Genomic DNA, 25,841 nt, shown 5'->3' with positions numbered 1-25,841 from the left:
CGGCTGACCATACTACATGCATCTGAGTGATCAAAATGTATCCGTACGTATCCGTGACGCTGATTATTCCCGCATATGACTTTCGGCCGGGAGATAAGTACGTTTTGTCAGACGCCACCTCGGCGACAGAGAGTGTCCCGTAACTTCTTATACAAGCCGCCGAAATCACCGTTGCTCATGATGAGCACATGATCGCCGGATCGGGCACGGTCGGCGAGATCGTTCACGATTTGATCGACGTTACCGTGAATACGGCGGCGACCGTTCAGTGCCTCTGTGGCGATGAGCAAATCCCATCCCAGATTTTGCGGCTGCAAGATAATCACCTCATCGGCAACGGCCAGCGCCGGCGCCAGATCGGAGCGATGTACCCCCATCTTCATGGTGTTGGAACGTGGTTCCAGCACAGCAAGAATGCGGGCCTGGCCCACGCGCGCGCGCAGTGCTTCCAATGTGAGCTTGATGGCGGTGGGGTGGTGAGCGAAGTCATCGTAGATGGAGACACCGTCGATCTCGGCGATTTTTTCCAGCCGCCGCTTGACGCTCTTGAATTGCGTCAATGCCGCGATCGTGACATCGGGCTTCACCCCGATATGGCACGCTGCCGCGATCGCCGCCAGCGCATTGCGGGCGTTGTGCCGGCCGAGCAGATTCCAGCGCACACGGCCGATGTTTTTACCTTCATGAATCACGTTGAACTCGGTGTAGTCAGGAATATGGGATTGCACGCGCCATTGCGCGGTTTCGCTGTCGCCAAAACTTTCGCACCGTGTCCAGCAACCGCGCTTGAGAACCGCCGCCAGTGCCACATCATCATCCGGTGCGATGATGAGGCCTCCGCCAGGTATCGTGCGCACCAGATGATGAAACTGGGTCTGGATGGCGGACAGATCCGGAAAGATATCGGCGTGATCGTATTCCAGGTTGTTCAGGATCGCGGTACGTGGCCGGTAATGAATGAATTTTGAGCGCTTGTCGAAGAAAGCCGTGTCGTATTCATCAGCCTCGACCACGAAAAACGGCGCCTGGCCCAGGCGGGCGGAAGTGCCGAAATTCTCCGCCACGCCGCCGATGATAAATCCCGGTTTTAAATCCGCATGCTCCAGTATCCATGCCAGTATGCTGGTGGTGGTGGTCTTTCCGTGCGTGCCGGCCACGGCCAGCACATGCCTGTCATGGAGCAGGTAATCGGCCAGCCACTGCGGGCCGGAGGTGTAGGGCAGATTGTGATCAAGCGTGTACTCGATGGCGGGATTGCCGCGCGACAGGGCATTACCGATGATGACGACATCTGGATGCGGCTTGAGGTGCGCTGGCTCGTAGCCGGTACATAGCGCAATGCCGTTGTGTTCCAGCATCGTGCTCATGGGGGGGTACACGTTGGCGTCCGAGCCGCTGACGGCATGTCCCAACTCGCGGGCCAGCAGGGCGATGCCGCCCATGAAGGTGCCGCAGATTCCCAGGATATGAACGCGCATTCCTTGGTTTTGGCGGCCGTCAGGCGGCTGCTGGCCGCGTGCGCGTCAACCGACGGCTTGTGCGCGCCGCGTGTCGATCACTGCCGGTGTCTTGCGTACGTACTTGCGCGCCACGTAATCGTCGATCAATTGGCGGAATTCAGCGGCGATGTTGTCGCCGCGCAGCGTCACGGTCTTCTGGCCATCGATGAATACGGGCGCTGACGGCGCCTCGCCCGTGCCGGGCAGCGAAATGCCGATGTTGGCATGCTTGCTCTCGCCCGGACCGTTGACGACGCAGCCCATCACCGCCAGTGTCATGTTTTCCACGCCGTCGTATTGCCCGCGCCATACCGGCATTTGCGCGCGGACATACGTCTGGATGCTGTCGGCCAGTTCCTGGAAGAAGGTGCTGGTGGTGCGCCCGCAGCCCGGGCAGGCGGTGACCAGCGGCGTGAATGATCGCAAACCCATGGTCTGCAGAATTTCCTGCGCCACGATGACCTCGCGCGCGCGATCGCCGCCCGGTTCGGGCGTGAGCGAAATCCGGATCGTGTCGCCAATGCCCTGCTGGAGCAGCACCGCGAGCGCGGCGGTGGAGGCGACGATGCCCTTGGAACCCATGCCGGCCTCGGTCAGGCCGAGGTGCAGCGCGTAGTCGCAGCGCCCGGCCAGATCGGAATACACGGCGATCAAGTCCTGTACGCCGCTGACCTTGCAGGACAGGATGATTTTGTCGCGCGTCAGCCCGATCTCCTCGGCCTTGGCGGCGCTTTGCAGCGCCGAGACGACCAGCGCTTCGCGCGTGACTTCGGAGGCGTCACGCGGTTCAGCGAGTCTGGCATTGTCGTCCATCATCTTGACCACCAGTTCCTGATCGAGGCTGCCCCAGTTCACGCCGATGCGGATGGGCTTGTCGTATTTGATGGCGGTCTCGATCATGGTGGCGAATTGCCGGTCTTTCTTCTTGCCGAAACCGACGTTGCCGGGATTGATGCGGTATTTCGCCAGTGCGCGGGCGCAATCGGGATATTTGGTCAGCAACAAATGGCCGTTGTAATGAAAGTCGCCGATGAGCGGCGCTTGGCAGCCGACGGCGTCCAGCATGTCGCGTATGCGCCCGACCTGCGCGGCGGCTTCCTCCGTATTGACGGTCACGCGCACGAGTTCGGAGCCCGCCTGGGCCAGCTGTTGCACCTGTTTTACCGTCGCCGCGACATCGGCGGTGTCCGTGTTGGTCATAGATTGCACCACCACCGGGGCACCTCCACCGACCAGCACCTTGCCTATTTTGACGCCTATGCTGTGGCGGCGATGAGATAACTGATTGTTTTCCTGCATAAGTTTCGTAACTTGCATCCAGTCTTCGCGATAAATTTGTGCGCTGCAAACAGGCAGTCTAATGACCGCCGCATCTGTGTCAAGTATGCATCATAGCAAATTGATGCAAAACAGATTTTTCATCAAGTGCCGGAGACGGTTCATTAGCTTCTGCAGGCGATGCGTACAAAATCGGGTCTTGTAAATTTGCGGAACGGGTCACGATCATTTTACCGGGCAATGTTGTTTTATGTGATTGCCATCACGGCAATTTACGACGGCCTTTACTATACTAAATTTTAAGAAATGCATTCCTCCTAACTTTAGTTTTTATGTGCCGGGGCCGCTCAACTTCTCCTCCCCCTATCGATGAGCGGCCCCGATTTTCTTCTAGCCCCCGAAGTTTTAAAGTACCCGCGTTTATGTTGTTAATCATGCCGCAGAAATAATGGAAGGACCACTGGCGCAGAAACGATGCGTGCCGTGCGAAGGCGGCATCAAGCCGTTGCCGCGCGATCAATGCCAGTCGTTGCACAAACAAATTCCGGATTGGACGTTGAATGAGACGGCGACTGTATTGAGTCGTGAATTCACCTTCCGCAACTTTCATGAGACGATGGAATTCGTGAACGCCGTGGCCTGGATCGCCCATCACGAGGATCATCACCCTGATCTCGAAGTGCATTGGGGCAGCTGCTTGGTGCGCTACTCCACGCACGCCATCAAGGGGCTGTCCGACAACGATTTCATCTGTGCCGCCAAGGTCGATGCATTGTTTAACTGATCAACCTCGATTCACCCGCTGAACCATTTCAGTTTATCGTGCAGTTTCACCACTTCGCCGATGATGACCATGCTCGGCGGCTGTACATCACTGGCTTTTGCCAGCGCCGGTAGTGATTCAAGCGAGCCAACCAGCACGCGCTGCCGCGGCAGTGTGCCTCGCTCCACCAGCGCGGCAGGCATACCGGCACACATGCCGTGTCCGATCAGTCCGCGGCAGAGCACATCGAGGCCGTGCACGCTCATATACACTGCCAACGTTTGTTGAGGTTGCACCAAGGCCGGCCAGTTCAGGTTCATTTTGTCATTTTTAAGATGGCCGGTGACGAAGACACAGGACTGCGCGTAATCACGGTGGGTCAGTGGAATGCCGGCATAACTGGCGCACCCTGCAGCGGCCGTGATGCCGGGCACGACCTGAAACGGGATCCCTTCACCGGAAAGAGTTTCAATCTCTTCGCCGCCCCGGCCAAAAATGAAGGGATCGCCACCTTTTAATCGCAGTACACGCTTGCCCGCTTTGGCAAGTTGCACTAAAAGCGCATTAATTTCAGGCTGTGGCACGGTGTGCTGATCCCGCTCCTTGCCAACGTAAATCCGTTCGGCGTCCTTGCGTGCCAGCGCCACGATTTCCGGCGCCACCAAACGGTCATAGATCACCACGTCAGCCTGCTGCATCAGCCGCAATGCGCGAAATGTCAACAAGTCCGGATCGCCCGGGCCACCGCCGACCAGATACACCTCGCCATGCGCGGGTGGATGCAGCATGGGATCAGCGATGGTTTGCTCCAGCGCCTGCAGTGCCGCCTGCTCCCGGCCGGCGAACAGCATCTCGGCGATGGGGCCATGCAGTATGTCTTCCCAGAACCGGCGGCGTTGCGTCATGTCGGGCAGGCGCTTGCGCACACGTTTGCGAGAGGCCCCCATCAATGCCGCCAGCCGGCCGTAAGTGGCGGGGATGAAGCTCTCCAGCCGCGCGCGGAGCAGCCGCGCCAGCACCGGGGAGGCGCCGCCGGAGGAAACCGCCACCTGCACCGGGTCGCGTTCGATGATCGACGGCATGATAAACGTGCACAACTCAGGGTCATCGATGACGTTGACCGGCAGCCGCCGGGCCTGCGCCAATTCCGCTATGCGCTTGTTGAGAGTGCGGTCATCGGTTGCGGCAAAAATCAAATCGACGCCGGATAAATCCTCGTCCTTGAACGTTCGTGTCTCATGCCGCAGTTTTCCGGAATCACGCAGGACGGTGATTGCGGGGCAGATATCCGGCGCCACCACGATGACCTGTGCAGCGCGCTTGAGCAGCAGGTCGATTTTGCGCGCAGCAACCTCACCGCCGCCGACCACGAGGCAGCGGCGTCGCGCGACATAAAAAGAAATTGGCAGGTGCTTCATAAGCAGGCACGGCAAATGATGATTTTAGTGTACCATTCATCCCCCGCCGTGCGGCGGATTCGGGAATGTCCGGAGTTTAAGGCGCATGACGCATTACGACGTGGAACTGGACGCTTCGGGTTTGAACTGCCCTTTGCCGGTTCTCAAGACCAAGAAGGCGCTGAGCACGATGAGCAGCGGCCAGTTGCTGCACGTCATTTCGACTGATCCGGCGTCGAGTCTTGATTTCGGCGGATTTTGCGCGCAGTCCGGCAACGTGCTGGTGGAAGAGCGCAAGGAGAACGACAAGTTTTACTTCACCATCCGCAAAAAATAGCGCGCCTCAGGTTTTGGGCAATGTAACTCCACGCTGTCCTTGATATTTACCGCCCCGATCCTTGTATGAAGTTTCACAGGGCTCGTCGGATTCAATGAAAATGACCTGCGCCACGCCTTCGTTGGCGTAAATTTTTGCGGGCAGTGGCGTGGTGTTGGAAAACTCCAGCGTGACATGGCCTTCCCATTCGGGTTCGAGCGGTGTGACGTTGACGATGATGCCGCAGCGCGCGTAGGTGGATTTGCCCAGGCAGATCGTCAGCACGTTGCGCGGGATGCGGAAATATTCCACCGTGCGTGCCAGCGCGAAGGAGTTCGGCGGGATGATGCACACATCGGACTTCATGTCGACGAAGCTGTTGGAGTCGAAAGCCTTGGGGTCAACGATTGTACTGTTGATATTGGTGAAGATCTTGAATTCATTCGCGCAGCGCAGATCGTAGCCGTAGCTGGAGGTGCCGTAAGACACAATGCGCGCGCCCTTTACCTCCCGCACCTGGTTGGGCTCGAACGGCTCGATCATCTTGTGACTTTCCGCCATGCGGCGGATCCATTTATCGGATTTTATGGACATGGTGTTTAAGTGTTTTGAATGACGATTTTGGGGAAGCGGGCGGAAAAATCCTTGGCGCGCATGGCGATCCTGGCCGCGACCTTGCGCGCAATTTCAAAGAACTGTTGCGCCACCGGCGAATCCGGCGCCATCGCCACCGTGGGGCGGCCATTATCCACGCCTTCGCGGATGCGGATGTCGAGCGGCAGGCTGCCCAATAGATCCACATGGTACTGTTTCGCCATCTGGCCGCCACCGCCTTCACCGAAGATGTGCTCTTCATGGCCGCACTTCGAGCAGATATGCGTGCTCATATTCTCGACAATTCCGAGGACGGGCACCTGCACTTTTTCGAACATCTTGAGCGCCTTGCGCGCATCGATTAGGGCGATGTCCTGAGGTGTGGTGACGATGATGGCGCCGCTGACTGGGATCTTCTGGCATAGCGTTAGTTGAATGTCGCCCGTGCCCGGCGGCAGATCGACCACGAGATAATCGACGTCGCGCCAGTTGGTGTCGCGCAGCAGCTGCTCCAGCGCGCCGGTCACCATTGGGCCGCGCCAGATCATCGGCGTTTCCTCATCGATCAAGTGACCGATGGAAATCGATTGCACGCCGTAACTGACCTTGGGTTCCATGCTCTTGCCGTCCTTCGATTCCGGCCTGCCGTGCGCGCCCAGCATGCGCGGCTGGCTGGGGCCATAGATATCGGCGTCGAGGACGGCCGCCGTGGCGCCTTCCGCCTGCAACGCCAGTGCGAGATTCACCGCGACCGTGGACTTGCCCACGCCGCCCTTGCCGGAGGCGACGGCGATGATGTTTTTGACGTTCGGCAGGGGGGTGACACCCTTCTGCACCGCATGGGAAATGATGTGGGATTTTATAATGACCTGGACATCGCTCACACCGGCCAGGGTGCGCAGGGCCTCTTTCAACGCTGTTGACAGTTGCGGCGCATAACGCTTGCTGGGAAAACCGAGTTCGACATCGATTTGAACTTGGCCACCATCAATGCGCACGTCCTTGAGCACCTTGGTGCTGACGATATCCTTGCCGGTATACGGCTCAATGAAGGACGCGAGCGCCCGTTCGACTGCTTCTTTGCTGATTTCCGCCACGGTCGGCTGCATGAATTTGCGCAAGGCGGTAATCTTACACCAAAAGCGCCGGCTTCCGGGCGGCAGCTACCGTGACAGGGTACGGTGGGAATGTTACTTTACGCCCGCTTTCTGAAGCCCAATAAAAACCATGTCCGAACCCAAACGCCGCATCCTCGCAACCAGCGCATTGCCCTATGCCAACGGGCCGATCCATCTCGGCCATCTGGTCGAGTACATCCAGACCGACATCTGGGTGCGCTTCCAGAAGATGCGCGGCCATGAGGTGCATTACGTTTGCGCCGACGATACCCACGGCACGCCGATCATGCTGCGCGCCGACAAGGACGGCATTACGCCGGAGCAATTGATCGCACGTGTCTATGAAGAGCACAAGCGGGATTTCAAGGATTTTCTGGTGGAATTCGACAATTACCACCAGACCCATTCGGACGAAACGCGCCAGTACGCCGAGGACATCTACAAAAAGCTCGACAAGGCAGGCTTGATCGCGCGCCGCACCGTCGAGCAATTTTTCGACCCGGTCAAGAACATGTTCCTGCCGGATCGCTACATCAAGGGCGAGTGCCCGAAGTGCGGTACCAAGGATCAGTACGGTGACTCCTGCGAAAACTGCGGCGCCACCTATGCACCGACTGATCTGAAGAATCCGTACTCGGCCATCTCCGGCGCCACGCCGGTGCGCAAGGAATCCGAGCATTATTTTTTCAAACTCGGCGACTGCGAGAAATTTCTCAAAGAGTGGACCCGTTCCGGCACCCTGCAGGCAGAGGCCGCAAATAAAATGCAGGAATGGTTTGCCGCGGGCCTGAACGACTGGGACATCTCCCGCGATGCACCGTACTTCGGCTTTGAGATTCCCGGCACCAACGGCAAGAAATATTTCTACGTCTGGCTGGACGCGCCCATCGGCTATTTCGGCAGCTTCAAGAATTATTTCGACCGCAACGGCCGCGGCGCAGAGGTAAAGGACTTCATCGACGAGAAGGCGGCGGCGAAGTCAGGCGCGGAGATGATTCACTTCATCGGCAAGGACATCCTCTATTTCCATGCCTTGTTCTGGCCGGCAATGCTGGAAAACTCCGGCTACCGTACGCCGACGAAGATTTACTCGCACGGCTTTCTCACCGTGAATGGCGAGAAGATGTCGAAGTCGCGCGGTACTTTTATCACCGCACGTAGTTATCTGGAGCACATCAAGAACCCCGAATACCTGCGCTACTACTACGCCGCCAAGCTCAACGGCACGATGGAGGATGTCGATCTCAACCTCGATGACTTCGTTGCCCGCGTCAACTCCGATCTCATCGGCAAGTACATCAATATCGCCTCCCGCTGCGCGGGTTTTATCAGCAAGCACTTCAATGGTGAACTTGCAGAATTGTCGAAAGAATCTAAAGAACTATATAGGAAGATAATTATTGATGGTGATAATCCACCAGTAAGTCAACATAGTGAGGAAGAACATCGTAGCTTCATTCAAGCAGGTGCAAGTGTACTTGCTAAAGAACTTGCTCAAGAGAAAGATGCTTATGGAGATATCAAGGAGCTACAGTTAAAGCTTATTGCAGAATGCTATGAAACGAGAGAATACAGTTTCGCACTTCGGAAGTTAATGAAGATTGCAGACCTAGCGAATGAATATGTAAACGAGAAGAAGCCTTGGGACTTAGCAAAACAAGTTGGGAAAGAATCAAGACTTCATGAGGTATGCACTATGGCTATCGCACTGTTTCGATCCGTATCGATCCTGCTGAAGCCGATTTTACCACGGCTTGTTAGCGAAATTGAGAAATTCTTAAACGTTAAATCCTTCATTTGGTCTGACGTTCTTGAACCTCTTCCAGCAGGTCATAGAATCAACGAATACACGCATTTGATGGCGCGAATTGACCTAAAAGCAATAGATACGATGGTGGAGGCGAGCAAGGAAACACTGGCGCCGGCCAGGGACAGCCATTCGCAGCAGCGGCATGCACAACATCAGCAACATACGGACGAAAAGGCCATGAATGAAGCCAATCACATCAGCATCGACGAATTCAGCAAGGTGGACCTGCGTATCGCGAAGATTGTGAATGCCGAACATGTCGAGGGCGCCGATAAACTGCTCAAGTTGACGGTCGATCTCAATGAAGGCCACACGCGGACGATCTTTGCCGGCATCAAGTCTGCTTATGATCCAGCGACGTTGGTGGGCCGTTTGACGGTCGTCGCCGCCAATCTGGCACCGCGCAAAATGAAATTCGGCATGTCCGAGGGTATGGTGCTCGCCGCCTCGGGTGACGGGCCGGGAATTTTCATACTCAGTCCCGACAATGGCGCCGAACCGGGCATGCGGGTGAAATAGCAATGACGCGGCGACTCATTCTCATGCGTCACGGCAAGGCGGAGAAGGAAGCGACCTCCGGAAAGGACTTTGATCGGCCGTTGACGTCGCGCGGGGAGCGTGATGTTCCGGCGATGGCGCGCTGGCTCGCCGCCAACGATTATCTGCCTCAATTCATCGTCAGTTCGCCGGCAGCGCGCGCCAAACAAACCGCGCTGCTGGCAGCCCGTGAATTGCGCTATCCGGAGGCCGATATTGAGTGGGAGGCGGGTATTTACAACGCGAGTCAACGCGCGTTGCTTGCCGCGCTGGCCAAATGCGCACCCGGCGAGATGCCGGTCATGCTGGTGGGCCACAATCCGGGAATGGAAGGGCTGGCCTTTTATCTCAGCGCGGGCGCCGGTCTCTCGGAGGAAGACGACGGCATGCCGACGTCGGCGGTGGTGATATTGGAGTTGCCCGATTCATGGTCCAAGCTGAAACGAGGCAGCGGCACCGTGATCGCGCACATGCGGCCGCGCTGGTTGAAAGATCTGCAGAAGGAATAGAAAACTGATGGGTGGTCGGGAGCATTCCCGCCACCCCACTTCAAGCTACGTCAATGCTTGATGAAACTCATAACGGGATAGACAAACGAGGCCAGCGCCAACACGTAAAGCAGCCACTCCATGTTGTGATCCTCGAGCCAACCGTTGAAATGAAGCACCAAAACGATGATGGCCACGAGGTAAAACGCGGCAAAGCCTATATCAGCCATTCTTTAATCTCCCGTACAAAAACCAGTGGTTGCCTATCCCCTTGCACTCACGGCCGATGCGGCTGCCGTGTAACGACCATTCTCGTTAGGAACCAGCTTGTTATTTTGACGGGCCATAATTTTACAAAGGCCATATATGAACATAATGCCAATTTTTAGATGAAACAGCAACATATTGATGTGTTAACTGTTTCACAACCTCGCAAGTACGCCTTGTACAATTGCATCGTTCAGGCAGCCGTCTCCCGGGAGGGCCGTTTGTCCAGCAGATAATCCAGCCATAAACTGGCGATTTTCTCCTGCACAGTATTCTGGCGCAGGCGGGCGTTCAGGTTCGGAAAATCCACATGGTCCAGATCCTGATCCTGATTGTTACATGAATAAACGAAATACTCTTCGCCGGTTTTGGGGTCGACGTGCTTGCACAAGCACTGTGCGCATACCCCCTTCATCATGCACTGCATCGGTGAGTTGATGGAACCGATGGCGTGGTGGCTGGGTTTGAGGTACGGCTTGAGCGCACCATGACGCGCTTCCTTGACCGCCGCCATCATGCGGTCGGAACCGATGACGATCATGTGATCGACATCATCAAGATGGATGGGGGTTTCGCCGAGCTCGCCCCTGGCGTAGGCCAGCATGGCCTCGACGATGTTGCCGATGAAGGTTTTATCCTGCGGACGCCGCGGCGGGATGACGGCGGCATTCGCCTGGCGATCCACGGCCCAGACCACGATGTCGGAGGCCGCCTCAATGTCCTCGCGTTTGAACAGGTCCTGGCCGTTGCGATAACCGGCGAAGTATATGACGTTGTTGCCTGCGGCGCGCAGCGCCCGTCCGATCGAGAACAACACCGCATTGCCCAGCCCGCCGCCGGCGAGGAGCACATTCCGGCCGCTGGGAATGTCCGTGGGCGTGCCTGTCACCCCCATGACGACGATGGGCTCGCCGGGTTTGAGCGTGGCGCAGATGCGGCTGGAAGCGCCCATCTCGAGGGCGATGAGCGAAATGAGGCCCTTGTCCTTGTCCACCCAGGCGCCGGTCAACGCCAATCCTTCGGAGGCGAGCACGGTGCCCTCGGCCTTCTCGGCGTGGCTCTCGAAGTTTTGCACGCGGTAGAACTGTCCCGGTGAAAATTTTCGCGCGGCTCGTCGGGCGCGCACCACCACCTCGATGATCGTCGGCGTCAGCCGGTTTACTTCAACCACGGTGGCAAGCAGCTCATCATCCAGCCTGGTCTTGAGCACCTTGAGCGCGGCGTCGCGTTCGGTTTGCCGCGATGGATCCAGCGACTTCAATTCGGAATCAAACAACTTGACGACGTAGGGATACCCGTCCTTGGCGCTGGCCATTGCCTTGACCACATTGCCGGCGTATACGGGGTGGTTGTCGCCGTAGAAACTGATGAAGCGCCCATCGCGATGATACGAGGTGAGCGGCGCCGGCTTGCCGATCTTGGGCCAGGTCATGTCATGCACGGGCGCCAGCGTGGTCACGCCGTTCCCGGCAATGGGCTCATAGCGCTGATAGAACTTGCCGTCCATCTCAAAGGTGTCGGGATACTCCGTTTGATAGATGGTGTTGGGCGAGGTGCCGGCGGCGATGAACAGGCTTTTCAGCGCCACCTCCGGCTGTTCGCCGGAATCCGCCCATTTGCCGTCGGCGGGCGTGTATTTTTCGAAGCGCACGGCCCGCAGATGACCATGCTCATCTTCGAGCGCCTCGCGCGGATCCATGCCCTCGGCCCAGGCGATGCCTTCCTCGAGCGCCTTGATCACTTCTTCATGATTCTGGCGGTAGGCGGGTGAATCCTTCATCCCCTTGCGGTAGAAGATCGTCACGCCGCCCCACTGATCGAGCAGCGGCTGGAAATTCGGCGGCTCGCCGGCCGTCTTGGCGCGCTCGCGTTCGGCGCGAATGGCGCTGCCGTGGGCAAGAAATTCACCGAGGATGGCGGACTCTTCACTATCGAGCCGGCTGCGGATCATGTCCTCGCCCAGCTGTGCACTCAGTGTCTCGTAACGGTGCAGGATCTTTTCCACCTGCACCGGGTAATAGGCCATCAATTCGGTGGCGGTATCGATGGCGGTGAGTCCCCCGCCGATGACGCCGGCCGGCAAACGCACCTGCAAGTTGGCCAGCGAAGATTCCTTCGCCGCGCCGGTCAATTGCAGCGCCATCAGGAAATCCGAGGCCTTGCGTATGCCGCGGATGAGGTTGTTCCTGATCCCGATGATGGTCGGTTTGCCGGCGCCGCTGGCAATGGCGATGTGGTGGAAGCCCAGGTCCCAAGCCTCGTTGATGGTCAGCGTGCCGCCGAAACGCACACCACCGTAGCAACGGAAGGTGTTGCGGCGGGCGAGTGTGAGATAAATCACCTTGAGGAAATTTTTGTCCCAGCGCACGGTGATGCCGTATTCGGCCACGCCGCCGAAGCCGAGCATGATGCGCCGGTCCAGGTCTTCATACAGGTCGTGGAAATCGTGAATCGGCCGCGGCGGCGTGGTGTCATCACCGGTCAGCTCCACCGGCAGCGGTTCGATCTTGAGGCCGTCGATGCCGACAACGGCGAAACCCTCATTCAACAGATACTGCGCCAGCGTGTAGCCGGCGGGGCCCAGGCCCGCGATCAGCACATTCCTGCCGTTGTAGGGCAGCGCGTGCGGGCGCTTCACGTTGAGCGGGTTCCAGCGTGTCAGGAAACTGTAAATTTCGAAGCCCCATGGCATGAACAGCACATCGGTCAGGACATTGGTCTCGATCTGGGGAATGTTGACGGGCTCGGTCTTCTGGTAGATGCAACCCCTCATGCAGTCGTTGCAGATGCGGTGGCCGGTGCCGGGGCACAGTGGATTGTCGACGATGATCAGCGCCAGCGCGCCGATGTTGTCGCCCTGGCGCTTGAGCACGTGCATTTCGGAAATCTTCTCATCGAGCGGACAACCGGTGATATTCACACCCAGTGCATTGACCTTGTAGCTGCCGTCCTTCCTGTTGCGCATGCCCTTGGAACACGAGTCGGTGTCGCGGTCGTGGCAGTAGATGCAATGATCAACCTCATAGAGCGCCTCGCGTTCGTTGCAGCGCGTATCGGTGAGATGAAAGCCATCGCGCCGGCGGTGGTGATCGTGGGGCCCCTTGAGTGCGGAATAATTCGCACGCTGCTCCGCTTCCACCGGTACCAGATTACGGGAATCGGTCTTCGCCGGCGATTTGAAGGTCATCCAATGCCTGACGATCTTTTTGCGCGCGTCGAGATGGAGCGCGGCATAACACCAGCGCTGGATCGGATCGAACAACGCCGCCACAAAGGCGGCGGGTTCAATCATTGCGAGCGCAGTGGCAAACAGCGATTTTGCCCCGGCATCCGCGGACAGCACTTTGCGCAGGCGGGAAATTTCAGCGTCGGCGCCGGCATGCGCGCCCGGTTTGTTGCCGGCGATGAGCTGATAGTGATTGACAAGTTTCCAGAGTGCCGCGCCGACGCGGGCAAGTGCGCGTTCTGCGTCAGGATCCCGCGTTGTGGCCGGGTAGGCCACGCGCTTTAGCGTGACGATCTGCTGGTCGATGGCGGCGAGATCCAGCCCTCCGGCATCCGTTCCCTTCAATGCGGTGTCGACCTTCATCACCACCTCGGCGCGGAACACGAAGACGGTGTCCATTTCGTCCTGGATGGCCGCCATCTGGCGCTCGCGATCACCGCCGACATTGAACAGCCGCGCGACAAAGCCGCCTACGTGCGGAGCCATGCGCACCAGCAGCGCGGAGATTGCCTCCGGCGTCATGCCAACGCCCTGACATACGCGATATGCCTGCCACTCCGCAAATAAATCGGCATCGCCGGTTTTGACAGCCGTGTCAAATGTAGTCAGCAATTCGGCCAGCCGCTCCGGTTCATACAGATCGGCGTAGATGTAACCGGGCATGCCAAGCTTTAACGCCGGTGAGGGCGGATTGAGTGATGAATTTTTGGGGGTTCTGTTCATACGACAACGATACGATTTCCGCAACGCAACAACAAAGGGGGTGCATGGTAAAGCCTTCATGAAGTGGGCGCAATCTACGCGATCCCCTTCGACATACTGCGCGCAAGCGGTACCATGACCGCTTGTTCTTCAAGCATCTGCGGATATAACTGGGGAATCCACCATGGCGGGCCGCGCCTTCAAAGCAAGCCTGTTATTCCTGTTGGCGCTGTACTCGGCTGGCGTCAGCGCCGCGCCGCAAATAGAAACCTTCTCGCCGCAGGGCATCGTCAAGGGGGTGCGCCAGGTGGCGGTGCGTTTCAGCGAGGCAATGGTGCCGTTCGGCGATCCGCGTCTGGTCGAACCTTTCGACATCGACTGCCCGGAACAGGGCACGGCGCGCTGGGCCGACAGCCGCAACTGGGTGTACGACTTCGCCCGCGATCTCCCCGCCGGCATTCAATGCACCTTTACACTAAGGCCGGCGGCGCACACGCTGAAGGGCAGGGCGCTGACCGGCACCACCCGCTTCAGCTTTTCCACCGGCGGCCCGGCCGTCAAACAATCCCTGCCGTACGAGGGTGACCTGATCGATGAAGAGCAAATTTTCCTGCTCGGCCTGGATGCCCCGGCAAAACCTGAATCCATCGAGCGACATGTCTTTTGCGACATCGACGGCGTCGCCGAGAAAGTGGGCGTAAAGCTGCTCACGGGCGAAACCCGGCGGACGATCCTGGAACAGCGCCAGGACTTCCTGGAACGTTATTACCGCGTGTTGTTCAAAACTTCGCGTGGCGGTGCCGGTATGGCGGCGATTGGCACACGGGAGCCGGGCTCGGATTGGGATCGGTTCCTAAAGCTCAAGGACGCCGACGTTTCTCCGCTGGTGGTGTTGCAATGCCGGCGGCGGTTTCCCAATGACGCCGAGGTGCGCCTGATCTGGGGCGAAGGCGTGGCGTCACCCGGCGGCGTGGCCACCACCGAGGCGCAGAAGCTCGTCTTCAAATCACGCGAGGCGTTCAAGGCGCGCTTCACCTGCGACCGCGTCAACAAGGATGCGGACTGCATTCCGGCATTGCCGCTGTATCTGGATTTCACCGCGCCCATCGCCCGCGCGCAGGCGCAAAAAATAGTGCTCAATGGCAGGGACGGCAAGGTCTATGCGCCGACGCTGGACGGCGATGCCAAGGACGAATTCGTGACCGGCGTGCACTTCATGGACGCCCTGCCTGAGAAGTCGGTGTTCACGCTTGCCCTGCCGGAGGGTTTGGTGGATGACGCCGGTCGTCGGCTGGCCAATGAGAACAGTTTTCCGCTTCTGGTCAAAACCGACGAATCGCCGCCGCTGGCCAAGTTCTCCGCCGCCTTTGGCATCATCGAACTGAACGCCGATGCCACTCTGCCGGTGACGCTGCGGAATCTCGAACCGGAACTGCCTTATCCGCGGCCCGGTGGCGGGCCGGCTGCGAATACGGCGACGCCGCTGGAAACAACCGGCTGGCTGGCCATGCTGAAGGAACGATACCGTCAGTTGCGCGAGCAGTACTGGCCCGAATCCGCCAGGGTCAATGGTGTGTCGTTGCGCATCGAGGACCCCGGCCGGTTTGTGAGCTGGATGAAGCGCGTGCGCGAATCGCAGGAGAGCGAAGGCCAGTACGACGAGGAAAAGAACCGTTTTATCTACAGCAAGCGCCCGGGCGACCGCTCGATTTTCAATGCCGGTGATCCGGTGAATAAATTCACCGTGCCGCGATCCACCGGCGCGCGTGACTTTGAGGTCGTCGGCATTCCCTTCCACAAGCCGGGTTTTTACATCGTCGAGATTGCGAGCCCCAGGCTGGGGCAGGTCCTGCACGGCAAGCCGGAGCCGTATTACGTGCAGACCGCCATATTGGTCACGAATCTCGCCGTGCATTTCGAACACGGCCGCGAGTCATCGCTGGTCTGGGTGACCACGCTGGACAACGCCAAGGCGGTCGGGGCCGCGGCGATCAGCGTGGGCGATTGCGATGGAAAAATTTACTGGCGGGGCACCGCCGATGCGGACGGCATCGCGCGCATCGAGGAGACTCTACCCGATCTACCGACAGGCTGCGAAGGTTACGTCGTGACGGCGGGGCATGACGATGACATGAGCTTTGCCCTGTCCAACTGGGGCGGGGGGATATCGCCTTGGCGCTTCAATCTGCCGGTCGGCAACCGCACTTCCGCGGATATCGCCGCCACGGTGTTCGATCGCACGCTCTTTCGCGCCGGCGAGACCGTGCACATGAAGCATTTTGCCCGCCACCACACCCGCACCGGTTTCGCCGATATCGATCCCAAATCACTGGGCGGCAAGCTCACGATCAGGCACCAGGGCAGCGATCAGCAGTACTCGGTGGATCTGGCATGGAATGCCGACGCCACCGCCGACAGCGTTTGGGAAATTCCCAAGGACGCCAAACAGGGCACGTACGTTCTTTCCTTCGATGTCGACGCCGGTTCGGGAAGCGAACGGCGGATCGAGGCCGGCAGTTTTCGCGTCGAGAGCTACCGCATCCCCTTGATGCGCGCGCTGTTGCAGCCGGTAAAGCCCGATCTCGTCAACGCCACGGAAACGCAGCTCGACATTCAGGTGAATTATCTCGCCGGCGGAGGCGCCGGTGGCCTGCCGGTGAAATTGCGCGGCCTGGTCGAACCCAAGACGGTCAGCTTCCCGGATTATGAGGACTTCGCCTTCGCCAACGGCAATGTGCGTGAAGGACCGCAGGAGGCCGACCCCTATGCCTGGCGCTTCAGCGGCTACGACATGGAAGAACCGGGAGAGGATGCCGATGGCGCCGCTCGCAACAAGCCGCTGGCAACGCAGTCGCTGACGCTCGATGCCGCCGGCGCCGTGCGCGCCACGATGGCCGATCTGCCCAAGGCCGATACACCGCAGTCGGTGCTGGCGGAGGTGGAATACGCCGATCCCAACGGCGAATTGCTGACCGGTTCCCGGCGCATGAACCTGTGGCCGGCGGGCGTGCTGGTTGGCTTGAAGCCCGATTCCTGGGCCTTGAGCAAGGACCATCTCAAATTCCAGGCCATTGCCGTGGACCTGCAAGGCAAGCCGATCGCCGGCCGGAAAATAGAGATCGATCTCCTGCAGCGGATCACCACTTCGCACCGCAAGCGGCTGATCGGCGGATTTTACGCCTACGAAAATCGCGAGGAGATCAAGCGCATCGGCGATCTGTGCCGGGGCGAGACCGATGTGCACGGTCGCCTGTACTGCGAGGTCAAGGCGCCGGCCGACGGCAATCTCATTCTGCGCGCGAGAACGACCGATGCTGCGGGGAATCAGAGTTACGCGCATCGAGACATCTGGGTGGCCGGCAGGGACGACTGGTGGTACGAAGTTGGCAACGAGGATCGCATGGACCTCATCCCGGAGCAGAAGCGTTACGAGCCGGGCGACACGGCGGTGTTCCAGGTGCGCATGCCGTTTCGCGAAGCGACCGCGCTTGTGACCGTCGAACGTGAAGGCGTCATGGAAAGTTTCGTGCAACCCCTGTCCGGCAAATCGCCGGTGGTGAAGGTGCCGCTCAAGGGCAGCTATGCGCCCAACGTATATGTGTCAGTGCTGGCGGTGCGCGGGCGCGTGAACGACGCGCAACCCACGGCGCTGGTCGATCTCGGACGTCCCGCCTACAAGCTGGGCCTGGCGGAAATCAAGGTTGGCTGGCGCGCGCACGAATTGAAAGTCGATGTCAAGACCGATCGCGACGCGTACAAGGTGCGCGAACAGGTCCATGCCAGCATCAAGGTGCGGCGCGCCGATGGACAACCGCTGCCGGAAGGGGCCGAAGTGGCGCTGGCGGTGGTGGACGAAGGATTGCTGGAACTGATGCCGAACACCTCGTGGGATCTGCTCGACGCCATGATGGGGCGGCGCGGCATCGAGGTTGCCACTGCGACCGCGCAAATGCAGGTCATCGGCAAGCGGCACTATGGCAAGAAGGCGGTGCCGCACGGCGGCGGCGGCGGCATCAGCCGCCAGGCGCGCGAACTCTTTGACCCGCTGCTGTACTGGCAGGCGCGCGTAAAGTTGGATGCCAGCGGCGCGGCAGAGGCGGATTTCCCCGTCAACGATTCGCTGACCGCGTTCAAGGTGGTGGCGGTGGCGGACGCGGGCAGCGGGTTGTTCGGCACCGGAACGACCAGTTTCCGCAGCACGCAGGACGTGATGCTTTTTTCCGGCCTGCCGCCGCTGGTGCGCGAGCAGGATCAATTTCACGCCGGGTTTACGGTGCGCAACGCCTCCGGCAACGCGTTTTCCCTCACCTTGAACGCCGCGGTCGATCAGCAAAGCGGCGCGGAGCGGCCGCAAGCATTGGACCCGCCGCTGCCGCCGATCACGCTGACATTGCAGGCCGGGGAGGCGCGGGACATCGGCTGGGAGGTCACCGCACCACTCGATGCGCAGCGCTTGCAATGGGAGCTGTCGGCGCAGACAGACACCGGCAGCGGCGATCACATCAAGACCTCGCAAAAGGTCATCCAGACGGTGCCGGTGCGCACCTTCCAGGCCACGCTGTTGCAACTCGACAAACTGCAGTCCGTGCCCATCCGCATCCCCGCCGATGCACTGCCAGGGCGCGGCGGCATCCATGTGCATCTGCAGAATATGCTGGCGGGAAGTTTGAGCGGCGTGCGCGAGTATATGAGCTTCTATCCTTACACCTGCCTGGAGCAACGCGTGTCGCAGGCCGTGGCGTTGCGCGATCAGGCGTTGTGGCGGGGTGTGATGGCCGCGCTGCCATCCTATCTCGACAGCGATGGTCTGGCGAAATATTTCCCGTTCCTCTACCACGGCGAGGATGCGTTGACCGCTTATCTTCTGGCGATAGCCAACGAAGCCGGCTGGGAAATACCTGATGACCTGCGCCTGCGCATGCAGAAGGGTCTGGTGAATTTCGTCCAAGGCAGGGTAATGCGTGATTCGGCGCTGCCGACCGCGGATCTCTCCATCCGCAAGCTGGCCGCGATCTCGGCGGTAGCGCGCTATGAGACCATCGACCCAAGCTGGCTGGATTCCATCGATATCATGCCCAACCTCTGGCCGACCTCCGCGGTGATCGACTGGCTGGATCTGCTGCGCCGTGACGAGGCGCTGCCGAACCGCAAGTCGCGGCTGGAGGAGGCCAAGCAGATCATCCGTTCGCGGCTGAATTACCAGGGCACCACGATGGGCTTCTCCACGGAACGCTCGGATTATCTCTGGTGGCTGATGATTTCCGCCGACGTGAACGCCAATCGGGCGCTGCTGAGCCTGCTGGGCGACGCGGATTGGCACGAGGATTTGCCGCGCATGCTGCGCGGCACGCTGGGCCGGCAAGTGCACGGCCACTGGAACACCACGGTGGCCAACGCCTGGGGTGTGCTCGCCGCGGAGAAGTTTGCGCATCAGTTCGAACAGGCACCGGTCACCGGCGTCACGCACAGCGTGCTTTCCGGCGGTGTGCAGGAACTGGATTGGGGCACGCTGAGTTCCGACGAAAGCGGGCGCATGCAGGGCGATCTCACGCATCCGTGGCCGCCGGCGCCGGTGGTGGTGGCGACGCTTGATTTGGCGCATGACGGCACCGGCGCACCGTGGGCGACGGTGCAAAGCCTCGCCGCCATTCCCTTGAAGGCGCCACTCTCCAGCGGCTACCATATCAAGCGCACCGTGACGCCGATCGAGCAAAAACAGCCCGGCGTCTACAGCCGCGGCGACGTGCTTCGCGTGCGCCTGGAACTGACAAGCCAGACCGACATGACCTGGGTGGTGGTCAACGATCCGATCCCGGCGGGCGCCTCGATCCTCGGCACCGGTTTGGGGAAAGATTCACAAATCCTGACGCAAGGCGAACAGCGCCAGGGGTTCGTGTGGCCGGCCTTCGAAGAGCGCGCTTTCGATGCCTTCCACGCCTACTACCAGTTCGTGCCGAAGGGCAACTGGGTGGTGGAGTACACGCTGCGTCTGAACAATCCCGGTCATTTCACCATGCCGGCCACGCGCGTGGAGGCGATGTACTCGCCGGAGATGTTCGGAGCGATCCCCAATACGCCCGTCGAGGTGCGGCCATGAGGTCCGGCCGGCCCGTGAAAATATCAATCGTCGCGGCCATCGCGGCTCTGGCAATCGTTGCTTTCGGCTCCGGCCGCGATATGCCGGATTTTTTCGATGTGAGGGCGAAGTACATCTCAAGCGAGGCGGTGCTGAGGGACCGGCATGGTGAAATCATCCAGACGTTGCGTGTGGATGTACACGGGCGGCGGCTGGCATGGACGCCGCTCGATGAAATCTCCCCGCGGCTTATTGAAGTGGTGGTGCGGGCGGAAGACCATCGTTTTTACCGGCATCACGGCGTGGATGGGATCGCGTTGCTCGGCGCCGCATGGAGCGATATTTCCGGGGGGCCGCGCCGTGGCGGCAGCACAATCACCATGCAACTCGCGGCCCTGCTCGATCGTGCGTTGCAGCCGGGTGGCGGAGGGCGAAGCCTTGGACAGAAGCTGAAACAGGTGGGTGCCGCGCTCGCGTTGGAACGCACCTGGAGCAAGAATGAAATTCTGGAGGCGTATTTCAATCTGGCGAATTTCCGTGGCGAGTTGCAGGGCATCGCCGCCGCGACACGGGGCCTGTTCGGCAAGTCGCCCTCTGGAATCAACAAGGAGGAGGCGTACGTGCTTGCCGCCCTACTGCGCGCGCCCGCGGCCCCCTCCGCGCTCGTCTTCCGGCATGCCTGCGCCTCCGGGCGCAGCGAAGATGCGCAATTTGAGTGTGTTCCGCTCACGGCCCTTGTAGCGCAGGCCTTGAGCGCATCGAAGACGCCGTTTTTGCGGATGTCCCCGGATCAAAATCTTGCGCTCCACGTGGCCCACCAGCTGCTCGATTCCCGAACGCGCGACGCAGCCACCACCCTGGACGCGGGCATTCAACGCCGCGCATTTGAAACGCTACGGCATCAACTCATGGGTCTGCAAGAGCAACAGGTGCGGGACGGTGCCGTACTGGCCGTCGATAACCTGACCGGCGATGTGCTGGCTTATGTCGGCAACGCTGGCGACGAGTCCAGCGCACCTTACGTCGATGGCGTGCGCGCGCCGCGGCAGGCAGGCTCCACTTTGAAACCGTTTCTGTACGAGCTGGCGTTGGAGCGCAAGCTGATCACCGCCGCCTCATTGCTCGATGATGCGCCGATCAATCTGATGACGCCCACCGGGCTTTATGTGCCGCAGGATTATGATCGCGATTTTCGCGGCTGGGTGAGCGCGCGCACCAGTCTGGCCGGTTCCCTCAACGTGCCCGCCGTGCGCACGCTGATGCTGGTGGGACTGGACGCCTTTGTGCAGCGGCTGCAGCAATTGGGATTCGCGCTGTTGACCGAACCCGGCGATTATTACGGCTATTCGCTGGCGCTCGGTTCAGGCGAAGTGACACTGTGGCAGCTGGTGCAAGCGTACCGCGTGCTTGCCAACGGTGGCGTCTTCTCGCCGCTGCGCCTGCGGCCGGCGGGAACACCACCGCCTTCGCAACCGATCATGAATACGGGCGCGGGCTATATTGTTTCAGACATCCTCGCCGACGCGGCGGCACGGAGCGTGAGTTTTGGCCTCGACAACGCACTGGCGACGCCGTATTGGAGCGCGGTCAAGACCGGCACCAGCAAGGACATGCGCGACAACTGGTGCGTGGGTTACACGCCGCGCTACACCGTCGGCGTGTGGGTCGGCAATTTCAACGGCGATCCGATGCGATCAGTGTCCGGCGTCACCGGCGCCGCCCCGGTATGGCGTGAAGTGATGGACGCCCTGAATGCGGGGGAGCGACAGGGAATCCGATCACCGCCGGCGGCGGTCGTGGCCGATGACGTGCGATTCACGCCGGCGGTCGAGCCTGCGCGCAGCGAGTGGTTTCTCGCCGGCACGGAGACATCCGTCATCGCCCTCAGTCACGATACCCATACGGCGCGCATCGCTTATCCCGGACGGGACATGATCATCGCCGTCGATCCGGACATTCCCGCCGGGCGGCAGCGCGTGCGGTTCAGCGCGACGGAGCCGGGTTCCGGCCTGCACTGGCAACTGGACGGCAAGGTGGCGCGGTCCGAAGACTGGTCGCCGGAGCCCGGTGCGCATCACCTGGCGTTGCTCGATTCCACCGGACAGGAACTCGACAGGGTACGCTTCCAGGTGCGTGGCCCTAAGCCCTCTGATGTGAGGCTGATGAGATGAACCCCACGCACGCTTCGCGTCCCACCATTACGGGGGTGTATTGGAGTCGTCCGTGGCCAGATGGGGGATGCCGTCGGCCAGGGTGTAGGTGTTTTTACCCGCGTCCTTGGCGTGGTACATGAGCACATCGGCCGTCTTGAGCAGTTTCTCGGCGGTGCCGCCGTTGTAGGGGTACAGCGCAACGCCGGCGCTGGCGCTGATGGTCACCGACTTGTCCTGAATATTGTAGGGCTGACCCAGTGCGCTGACGATTTTGCGCGTGATCCATTCCACGGCTTGGTCCTCATCCACGTTGTAGAGCAGCACCACGAACTCGTCCCCGCCGAAGCGGGCGACGGTGTCCGTCTGACGGACGCAGTGTTCCAGACGTCTCGCCACTGCGCGCAGCAATTCATCGCCGTGGTCGTGCCCGTAGGTGTCATTGATCTGCTTGAAGCCGTCGAGGTCCAGCAACACGACGCCCAGCCGCATGAGACGATGCTGTGAATCCTGGATGATCTTGTTCAGCCGATCGATGAACAGGCGGCGATTCGGCAGGCCGGTCAGGACGTCGTGATAGGCATCGTGGTACAGGCGTTGACGGCTGTTCGCCATCGTATCGAGCATTTCATTGACGGTGGCGCCGAGCCGATCCAACTCATCGCGTCCGTGCAGCGGCACGCGCAGGTTGCGCATGTCATCGGTTTTTCGGATCTGATCGATGATGCGATCGTAAAGGGTGAGGCGCTGGAGCATGAGATGATTCAGCAGCCAGAGTACGACTCCAATCAAGGTGAGAAAGGCCACCAGCTGGCTGCCCAGCAGATAATACTTGCTGCGCAATCCCCGGACGATCCAGCGTTCGGTGGTGGCGCGCAGGGCGCCGATGGGCCGGCCTTCGATGTCATCCAGGCGGAGATAGGCGGTCAGGGTCTTCGAATCCGGATAGACGGTGACGATCTTCTCCGTTCCGTCGAGGCCATGCTGGAGGCCCTCGGGCAATGGCACCAGACTTACAATCAGATCGCTGATGTGTGAGATCTTGTAGAGTATGGTGGGTTCCAAATAGCGTCCCATCACAAGGAGGCCGGCAGCGCCGCGACTGGCGGAGCTGGCTTGGAGTACCGGTGCCGCCGCGATCAACATCAGATGACCGTTAAAATTGACCAAGCCGCGGGCGCTGATGTACTCGGCAGCCGAGGCATCGGCATGCACGAGTTCGCCCAGGAGCTGGGTAACGAACGGCTTCTGACGCAGGTCCTGCACCCGTTCGGCGGCCAAGGTCTGAAGTCCGCCCGGTAGTTTGCGGTTTTCGTAATGCGCGGCATGGAGCACACTGCCATCCGGGCGCAGCAGCAGGAACAGGTTGGCATTGATGTCGTTCAGGGAAGTGGCGGTCAGATTCTTGTCGACGAAATCACTGTTTTCTTCCCGGGCGAAGTTGCCGACGGCGTCACGTCCCGCCCATTCCTTGGTGGTGCCGACCAGACCATCCAGTTCATAGCTGATCGTTTGGCGAACGCCCTGCATTTCCTGCCGGGCGTGTTCCTCCTGAATCTGATAGGAGTCGTTCTTCAACACCTGCTTGGAATAGGCGTACAGCGTCCCACCCAGGATGAAGATCACCGGCAACAGGCGCAGCAATAAACGAGTGCGCAAATTCATACTTGGCACAACCGCAGGAAACATGCCAAGCAAGAGATGGTTCGAAATAGCGAAGTGGCTCACATCGGTGCAGTCGATTGACGGGAGAATTGTGATGCATTCTGCATGCCGACCTGTTATGGATCGAGGAGGCTGTCGCCTTACCCACTACTGCTGAAAATCAACAGGTTGGCTGATTTTCGCAATATTCTTTTGAATGTGTGACGTGCTGCCACTAGACTACCTGTCATGCCATTGTCGATTCCAGTCAAGCCAACGGCGCAATCGCTGATCACCTACCCTTGCCCGCTTCCCATCAAGGTCATGGGCTACTGGGCGGAGGATTTTGACGCTTTTGTGGTACAGATTGTCCGCCGCCACGCGCCAGACCTGACGGAGGCGGCCGTGTGCACGCGTGTCAGCCGCGGCGGGCGTTACATGGCCGTCACGGTCACCATCGAGGCGAAGAACCAGGATCAGGTCGACGCCATCTATCGCGACTTGACCTGCGAGCGCCGCGTGGTCATGGCGCTATGATCAAGGTTCGTCGGCGCGGCCGTTGTGACTACCTCCCGGCGCTGGAGGAGATGCGGCGTTATACGGATACACGCGGCCCGGACAGCGATGATCAAATCTGGCTGCTCGAACATCCGCCGGTGTACACGCTCGGTCTCGGCGCTTCTCCGGAGCATATATTGCGGGAAACCCCGATCCCCATCGTGCCTACCGACCGCGGCGGGCAGGTGACTTATCACGGCCCCGGCCAGCTTGTGGTTTATCTGCTGCTCGATCTCACCAGCCGCGGGCTCAAGGTGCGCGAACTCGTGCGCCGCACCGAACAGGCGATTATCAACCTGCTGTGTATGGACTGCGGTATCGAAGCGCAACGGTGGGCCGGAGCGCCGGGTGTATATGTCGAAAACGCCAAGGTCGCGGCGCTGGGTTTTCGCATCCGGCGCGGTTGCTGCTATCACGGCCTGGCGCTGAACGTGGACATGGTGGACCTTTCGCCCTACCAGCACATCAATCCCTGCGGTTTCCGCGGCCTCAAGGTCACGGACTTGAAGACATTTGGCGTGCACGACGATGTGCAAACCGTTGGTGAGAGGCTGCTGCCTCGTCTGCTGGCGCAGTTTGAAATCGCAGAAGTTACACCACTGGCTGCCACAGTCGGGAGGTAGCGCATGTCTGGTGAATCGCAACACATGGAGCCGGGTACGCCGTTGCGCGGCGCAGAGAAAATCGCGCGCATACCGGTGAAAGTGACGCCATCGCCAGACAGGTTGCCGCGCAAGCCGCAGTGGATCCGCGCACGTGCGCCGACCGATCCGAAAGTGCTGGCGCTGAAGGCGCTGCTGCGCGAGCAGAAGTTGCACACGGTATGCGAGGAGGCCTCCTGCCCGAATCTCGGCGAGTGTTTCGCCCATGGCACGGCGACCTTCATGATCATGGGCAGTCTCTGCACGCGCCGCTGCCCGTTCTGCGACGTGGCCCATGGCCGGCCTCTGCCGCTGGATGCCGACGAGCCACGGCGGCTGGCCGACACCATCGCCGCCATGCGCCTGCGCTACGTGGTAATCACTTCAGTGGACCGTGATGACCTGCCGGACGGCGGCGCCGCGCATTTCGCTGCCTGCATCCGCGCGTTGCGCGAACGCCTGCCCGAACTGCGCATAGAAATACTGACGCCGGACTTCCGCGGCCGCATGGACACAGCCCTCACGGCGCTGCGCGCCGCACCGCCGGAGGTTTTCAATCACAATCTGGAAACCGTGCCGCGGCTGTACCGCGCCGTGCGCCCCGGTGCCGATTACACGTGGTCGTTGCAACTGCTCCGGCGTTTCAAGTCGGAACATCCCGCCGTGCCGACGAAATCCGGACTGATGCTGGGTCTGGGCGAGGAGATCGAGGAAGTGAAGCAGGTGCTGCGCGATCTACGCGAACATAATGTGGACATGGTGACCATCGGCCAGTAC

At 60.1% G+C, this 25,841-nt stretch carries 17 protein-coding genes; 9 read left to right on the top strand and 8 right to left on the bottom strand.

The genetic code is table 11. From position 1 onward, the window contains the following. Positions 1-107 precede the first annotated feature (107 nt). Entirely contained in the window at positions 108-1,478 is a 1,371-nt protein-coding gene (gene mpl, locus VMH34_09250) for a UDP-N-acetylmuramate:L-alanyl-gamma-D-glutamyl-meso-diaminopimelate ligase (GenBank protein ID HTT08959.1), read from the bottom strand. Positions 1,479-1,523: 45 nt separating this feature from the next. After that, positions 1,524-2,798 carry a flavodoxin-dependent (E)-4-hydroxy-3-methylbut-2-enyl-diphosphate synthase gene (gene ispG, locus VMH34_09245; GenBank protein ID HTT08958.1) on the bottom strand — a complete coding sequence of 425 codons (1,275 nt, stop codon included), beginning with the start codon at positions 2,796-2,798 and terminating at the stop codon, positions 1,524-1,526. 427 nt (positions 2,799-3,225) lie between these two features. On the opposite strand from ispG, the gene VMH34_09240 reads away from it, so the two are divergent. Continuing rightward, on the top strand, positions 3,226-3,561 hold the full coding sequence (locus VMH34_09240) for a 4a-hydroxytetrahydrobiopterin dehydratase (GenBank protein HTT08957.1): 336 nt from the start codon (positions 3,226-3,228) through the stop codon (positions 3,559-3,561). A gap of 11 nt (positions 3,562-3,572) precedes the next feature. Here VMH34_09240 and cysG read toward each other — a convergent pair whose 3' ends face one another. Continuing rightward, positions 3,573-4,958, bottom strand: coding sequence for a siroheme synthase CysG (cysG, locus tag VMH34_09235; GenBank protein HTT08956.1), 1,386 nt, complete (start codon positions 4,956-4,958; stop codon positions 3,573-3,575). Between the two features lie 85 nt (positions 4,959-5,043). On the opposite strand from cysG, the gene VMH34_09230 reads away from it, so the two are divergent. Continuing rightward, positions 5,044-5,274, top strand: a complete 231-nt coding sequence (locus VMH34_09230) for a sulfurtransferase TusA family protein (protein HTT08955.1) — start codon at positions 5,044-5,046, stop codon at positions 5,272-5,274. Between the two features lie 6 nt (positions 5,275-5,280). Here the strand turns inward: VMH34_09230 and dcd are convergent, their stop codons facing one another. Together dcd and apbC are read right to left on the bottom strand one after the other, a co-directional pair. Further along, positions 5,281-5,847: a dCTP deaminase gene (gene dcd / locus VMH34_09225; GenBank protein ID HTT08954.1), complete on the bottom strand. Its 567-nt coding sequence runs from the start codon at positions 5,845-5,847 to the stop codon at positions 5,281-5,283. Between the two features lie 5 nt (positions 5,848-5,852). Further along, positions 5,853-6,944, bottom strand: coding sequence for an iron-sulfur cluster carrier protein ApbC (apbC, locus tag VMH34_09220; GenBank protein ID HTT08953.1), 1,092 nt, complete (start codon positions 6,942-6,944; stop codon positions 5,853-5,855). 130 nt (positions 6,945-7,074) lie between these two features. On the opposite strand from apbC, the gene metG reads away from it, so the two are divergent. Together metG and VMH34_09210 are read left to right on the top strand one after the other, a co-directional pair. After that, a complete protein-coding gene (gene metG / locus VMH34_09215; GenBank protein HTT08952.1) occupies positions 7,075-9,294 on the top strand; it encodes a methionine--tRNA ligase in 2,220 nt (739 codons plus the stop codon). A gap of 2 nt (positions 9,295-9,296) precedes the next feature. Next, positions 9,297-9,821: a histidine phosphatase family protein gene (locus tag VMH34_09210; protein HTT08951.1), complete on the top strand. Its 525-nt coding sequence runs from the start codon at positions 9,297-9,299 to the stop codon at positions 9,819-9,821. A gap of 50 nt (positions 9,822-9,871) precedes the next feature. Here VMH34_09210 and VMH34_09205 read toward each other — a convergent pair whose 3' ends face one another. Together VMH34_09205 and VMH34_09200 are read right to left on the bottom strand one after the other, a co-directional pair. Continuing rightward, the gene (locus VMH34_09205; protein ID HTT08950.1) at positions 9,872-10,030 is read right to left on the bottom strand and encodes a hypothetical protein; all 159 of its coding nucleotides are present in this window, start codon (positions 10,028-10,030) and stop codon (positions 9,872-9,874) included. A gap of 230 nt (positions 10,031-10,260) precedes the next feature. After that, on the bottom strand, positions 10,261-14,016 hold the full coding sequence (locus tag VMH34_09200) for a pyridine nucleotide-disulfide oxidoreductase (protein ID HTT08949.1): 3,756 nt from the start codon (positions 14,014-14,016) through the stop codon (positions 10,261-10,263). A 163-nt stretch (positions 14,017-14,179) separates the two neighbouring features. Here VMH34_09200 and VMH34_09195 point away from each other — a divergent pair, with 163 nt between their 5' ends. Together VMH34_09195 and pbpC are read left to right on the top strand one after the other, a co-directional pair. Then, positions 14,180-20,092: an MG2 domain-containing protein gene (locus VMH34_09195; protein HTT08948.1), complete on the top strand. Its 5,913-nt coding sequence runs from the start codon at positions 14,180-14,182 to the stop codon at positions 20,090-20,092. Positions 20,093-20,106: 14 nt separating this feature from the next. After that, positions 20,107-22,242, top strand: a complete 2,136-nt coding sequence (gene pbpC / locus VMH34_09190) for a penicillin-binding protein 1C (protein ID HTT08947.1) — start codon at positions 20,107-20,109, stop codon at positions 22,240-22,242. A 27-nt stretch (positions 22,243-22,269) separates the two neighbouring features. Here pbpC and VMH34_09185 read toward each other — a convergent pair whose 3' ends face one another. Beyond that, entirely contained in the window at positions 22,270-23,886 is a 1,617-nt protein-coding gene (locus tag VMH34_09185) for a diguanylate cyclase (GenBank protein ID HTT08946.1), read from the bottom strand. Positions 23,887-24,114: 228 nt separating this feature from the next. Here VMH34_09185 and VMH34_09180 point away from each other — a divergent pair, with 228 nt between their 5' ends. The 3 genes from VMH34_09180 to lipA all read left to right on the top strand — a co-directional run. Next, complete coding sequence (locus tag VMH34_09180; GenBank protein ID HTT08945.1) at positions 24,115-24,402, top strand: DUF493 domain-containing protein; 288 nt, start codon at positions 24,115-24,117, stop codon at positions 24,400-24,402. Beyond that, positions 24,399-25,046, top strand: a complete 648-nt coding sequence (gene lipB / locus VMH34_09175; protein ID HTT08944.1) for a lipoyl(octanoyl) transferase LipB — start codon at positions 24,399-24,401, stop codon at positions 25,044-25,046. The genes VMH34_09180 and lipB overlap by 4 nt, the downstream gene beginning before the upstream one ends. Before the next feature lie 3 nt (positions 25,047-25,049). Beyond that, a partial coding sequence (gene lipA, locus VMH34_09170; GenBank protein HTT08943.1) for a lipoyl synthase occupies positions 25,050-25,841 on the top strand: 792 nt, incomplete at its 3' end.

Source organism: Gammaproteobacteria bacterium, from assembly GCA_035501935.1.
Taxonomy (GTDB): domain Bacteria; phylum Pseudomonadota; class Gammaproteobacteria; order JAJPIJ01; family JAJPIJ01; genus JAJPIJ01.
This window is presented reverse-complemented; position numbering and strand designations above follow the sequence as displayed.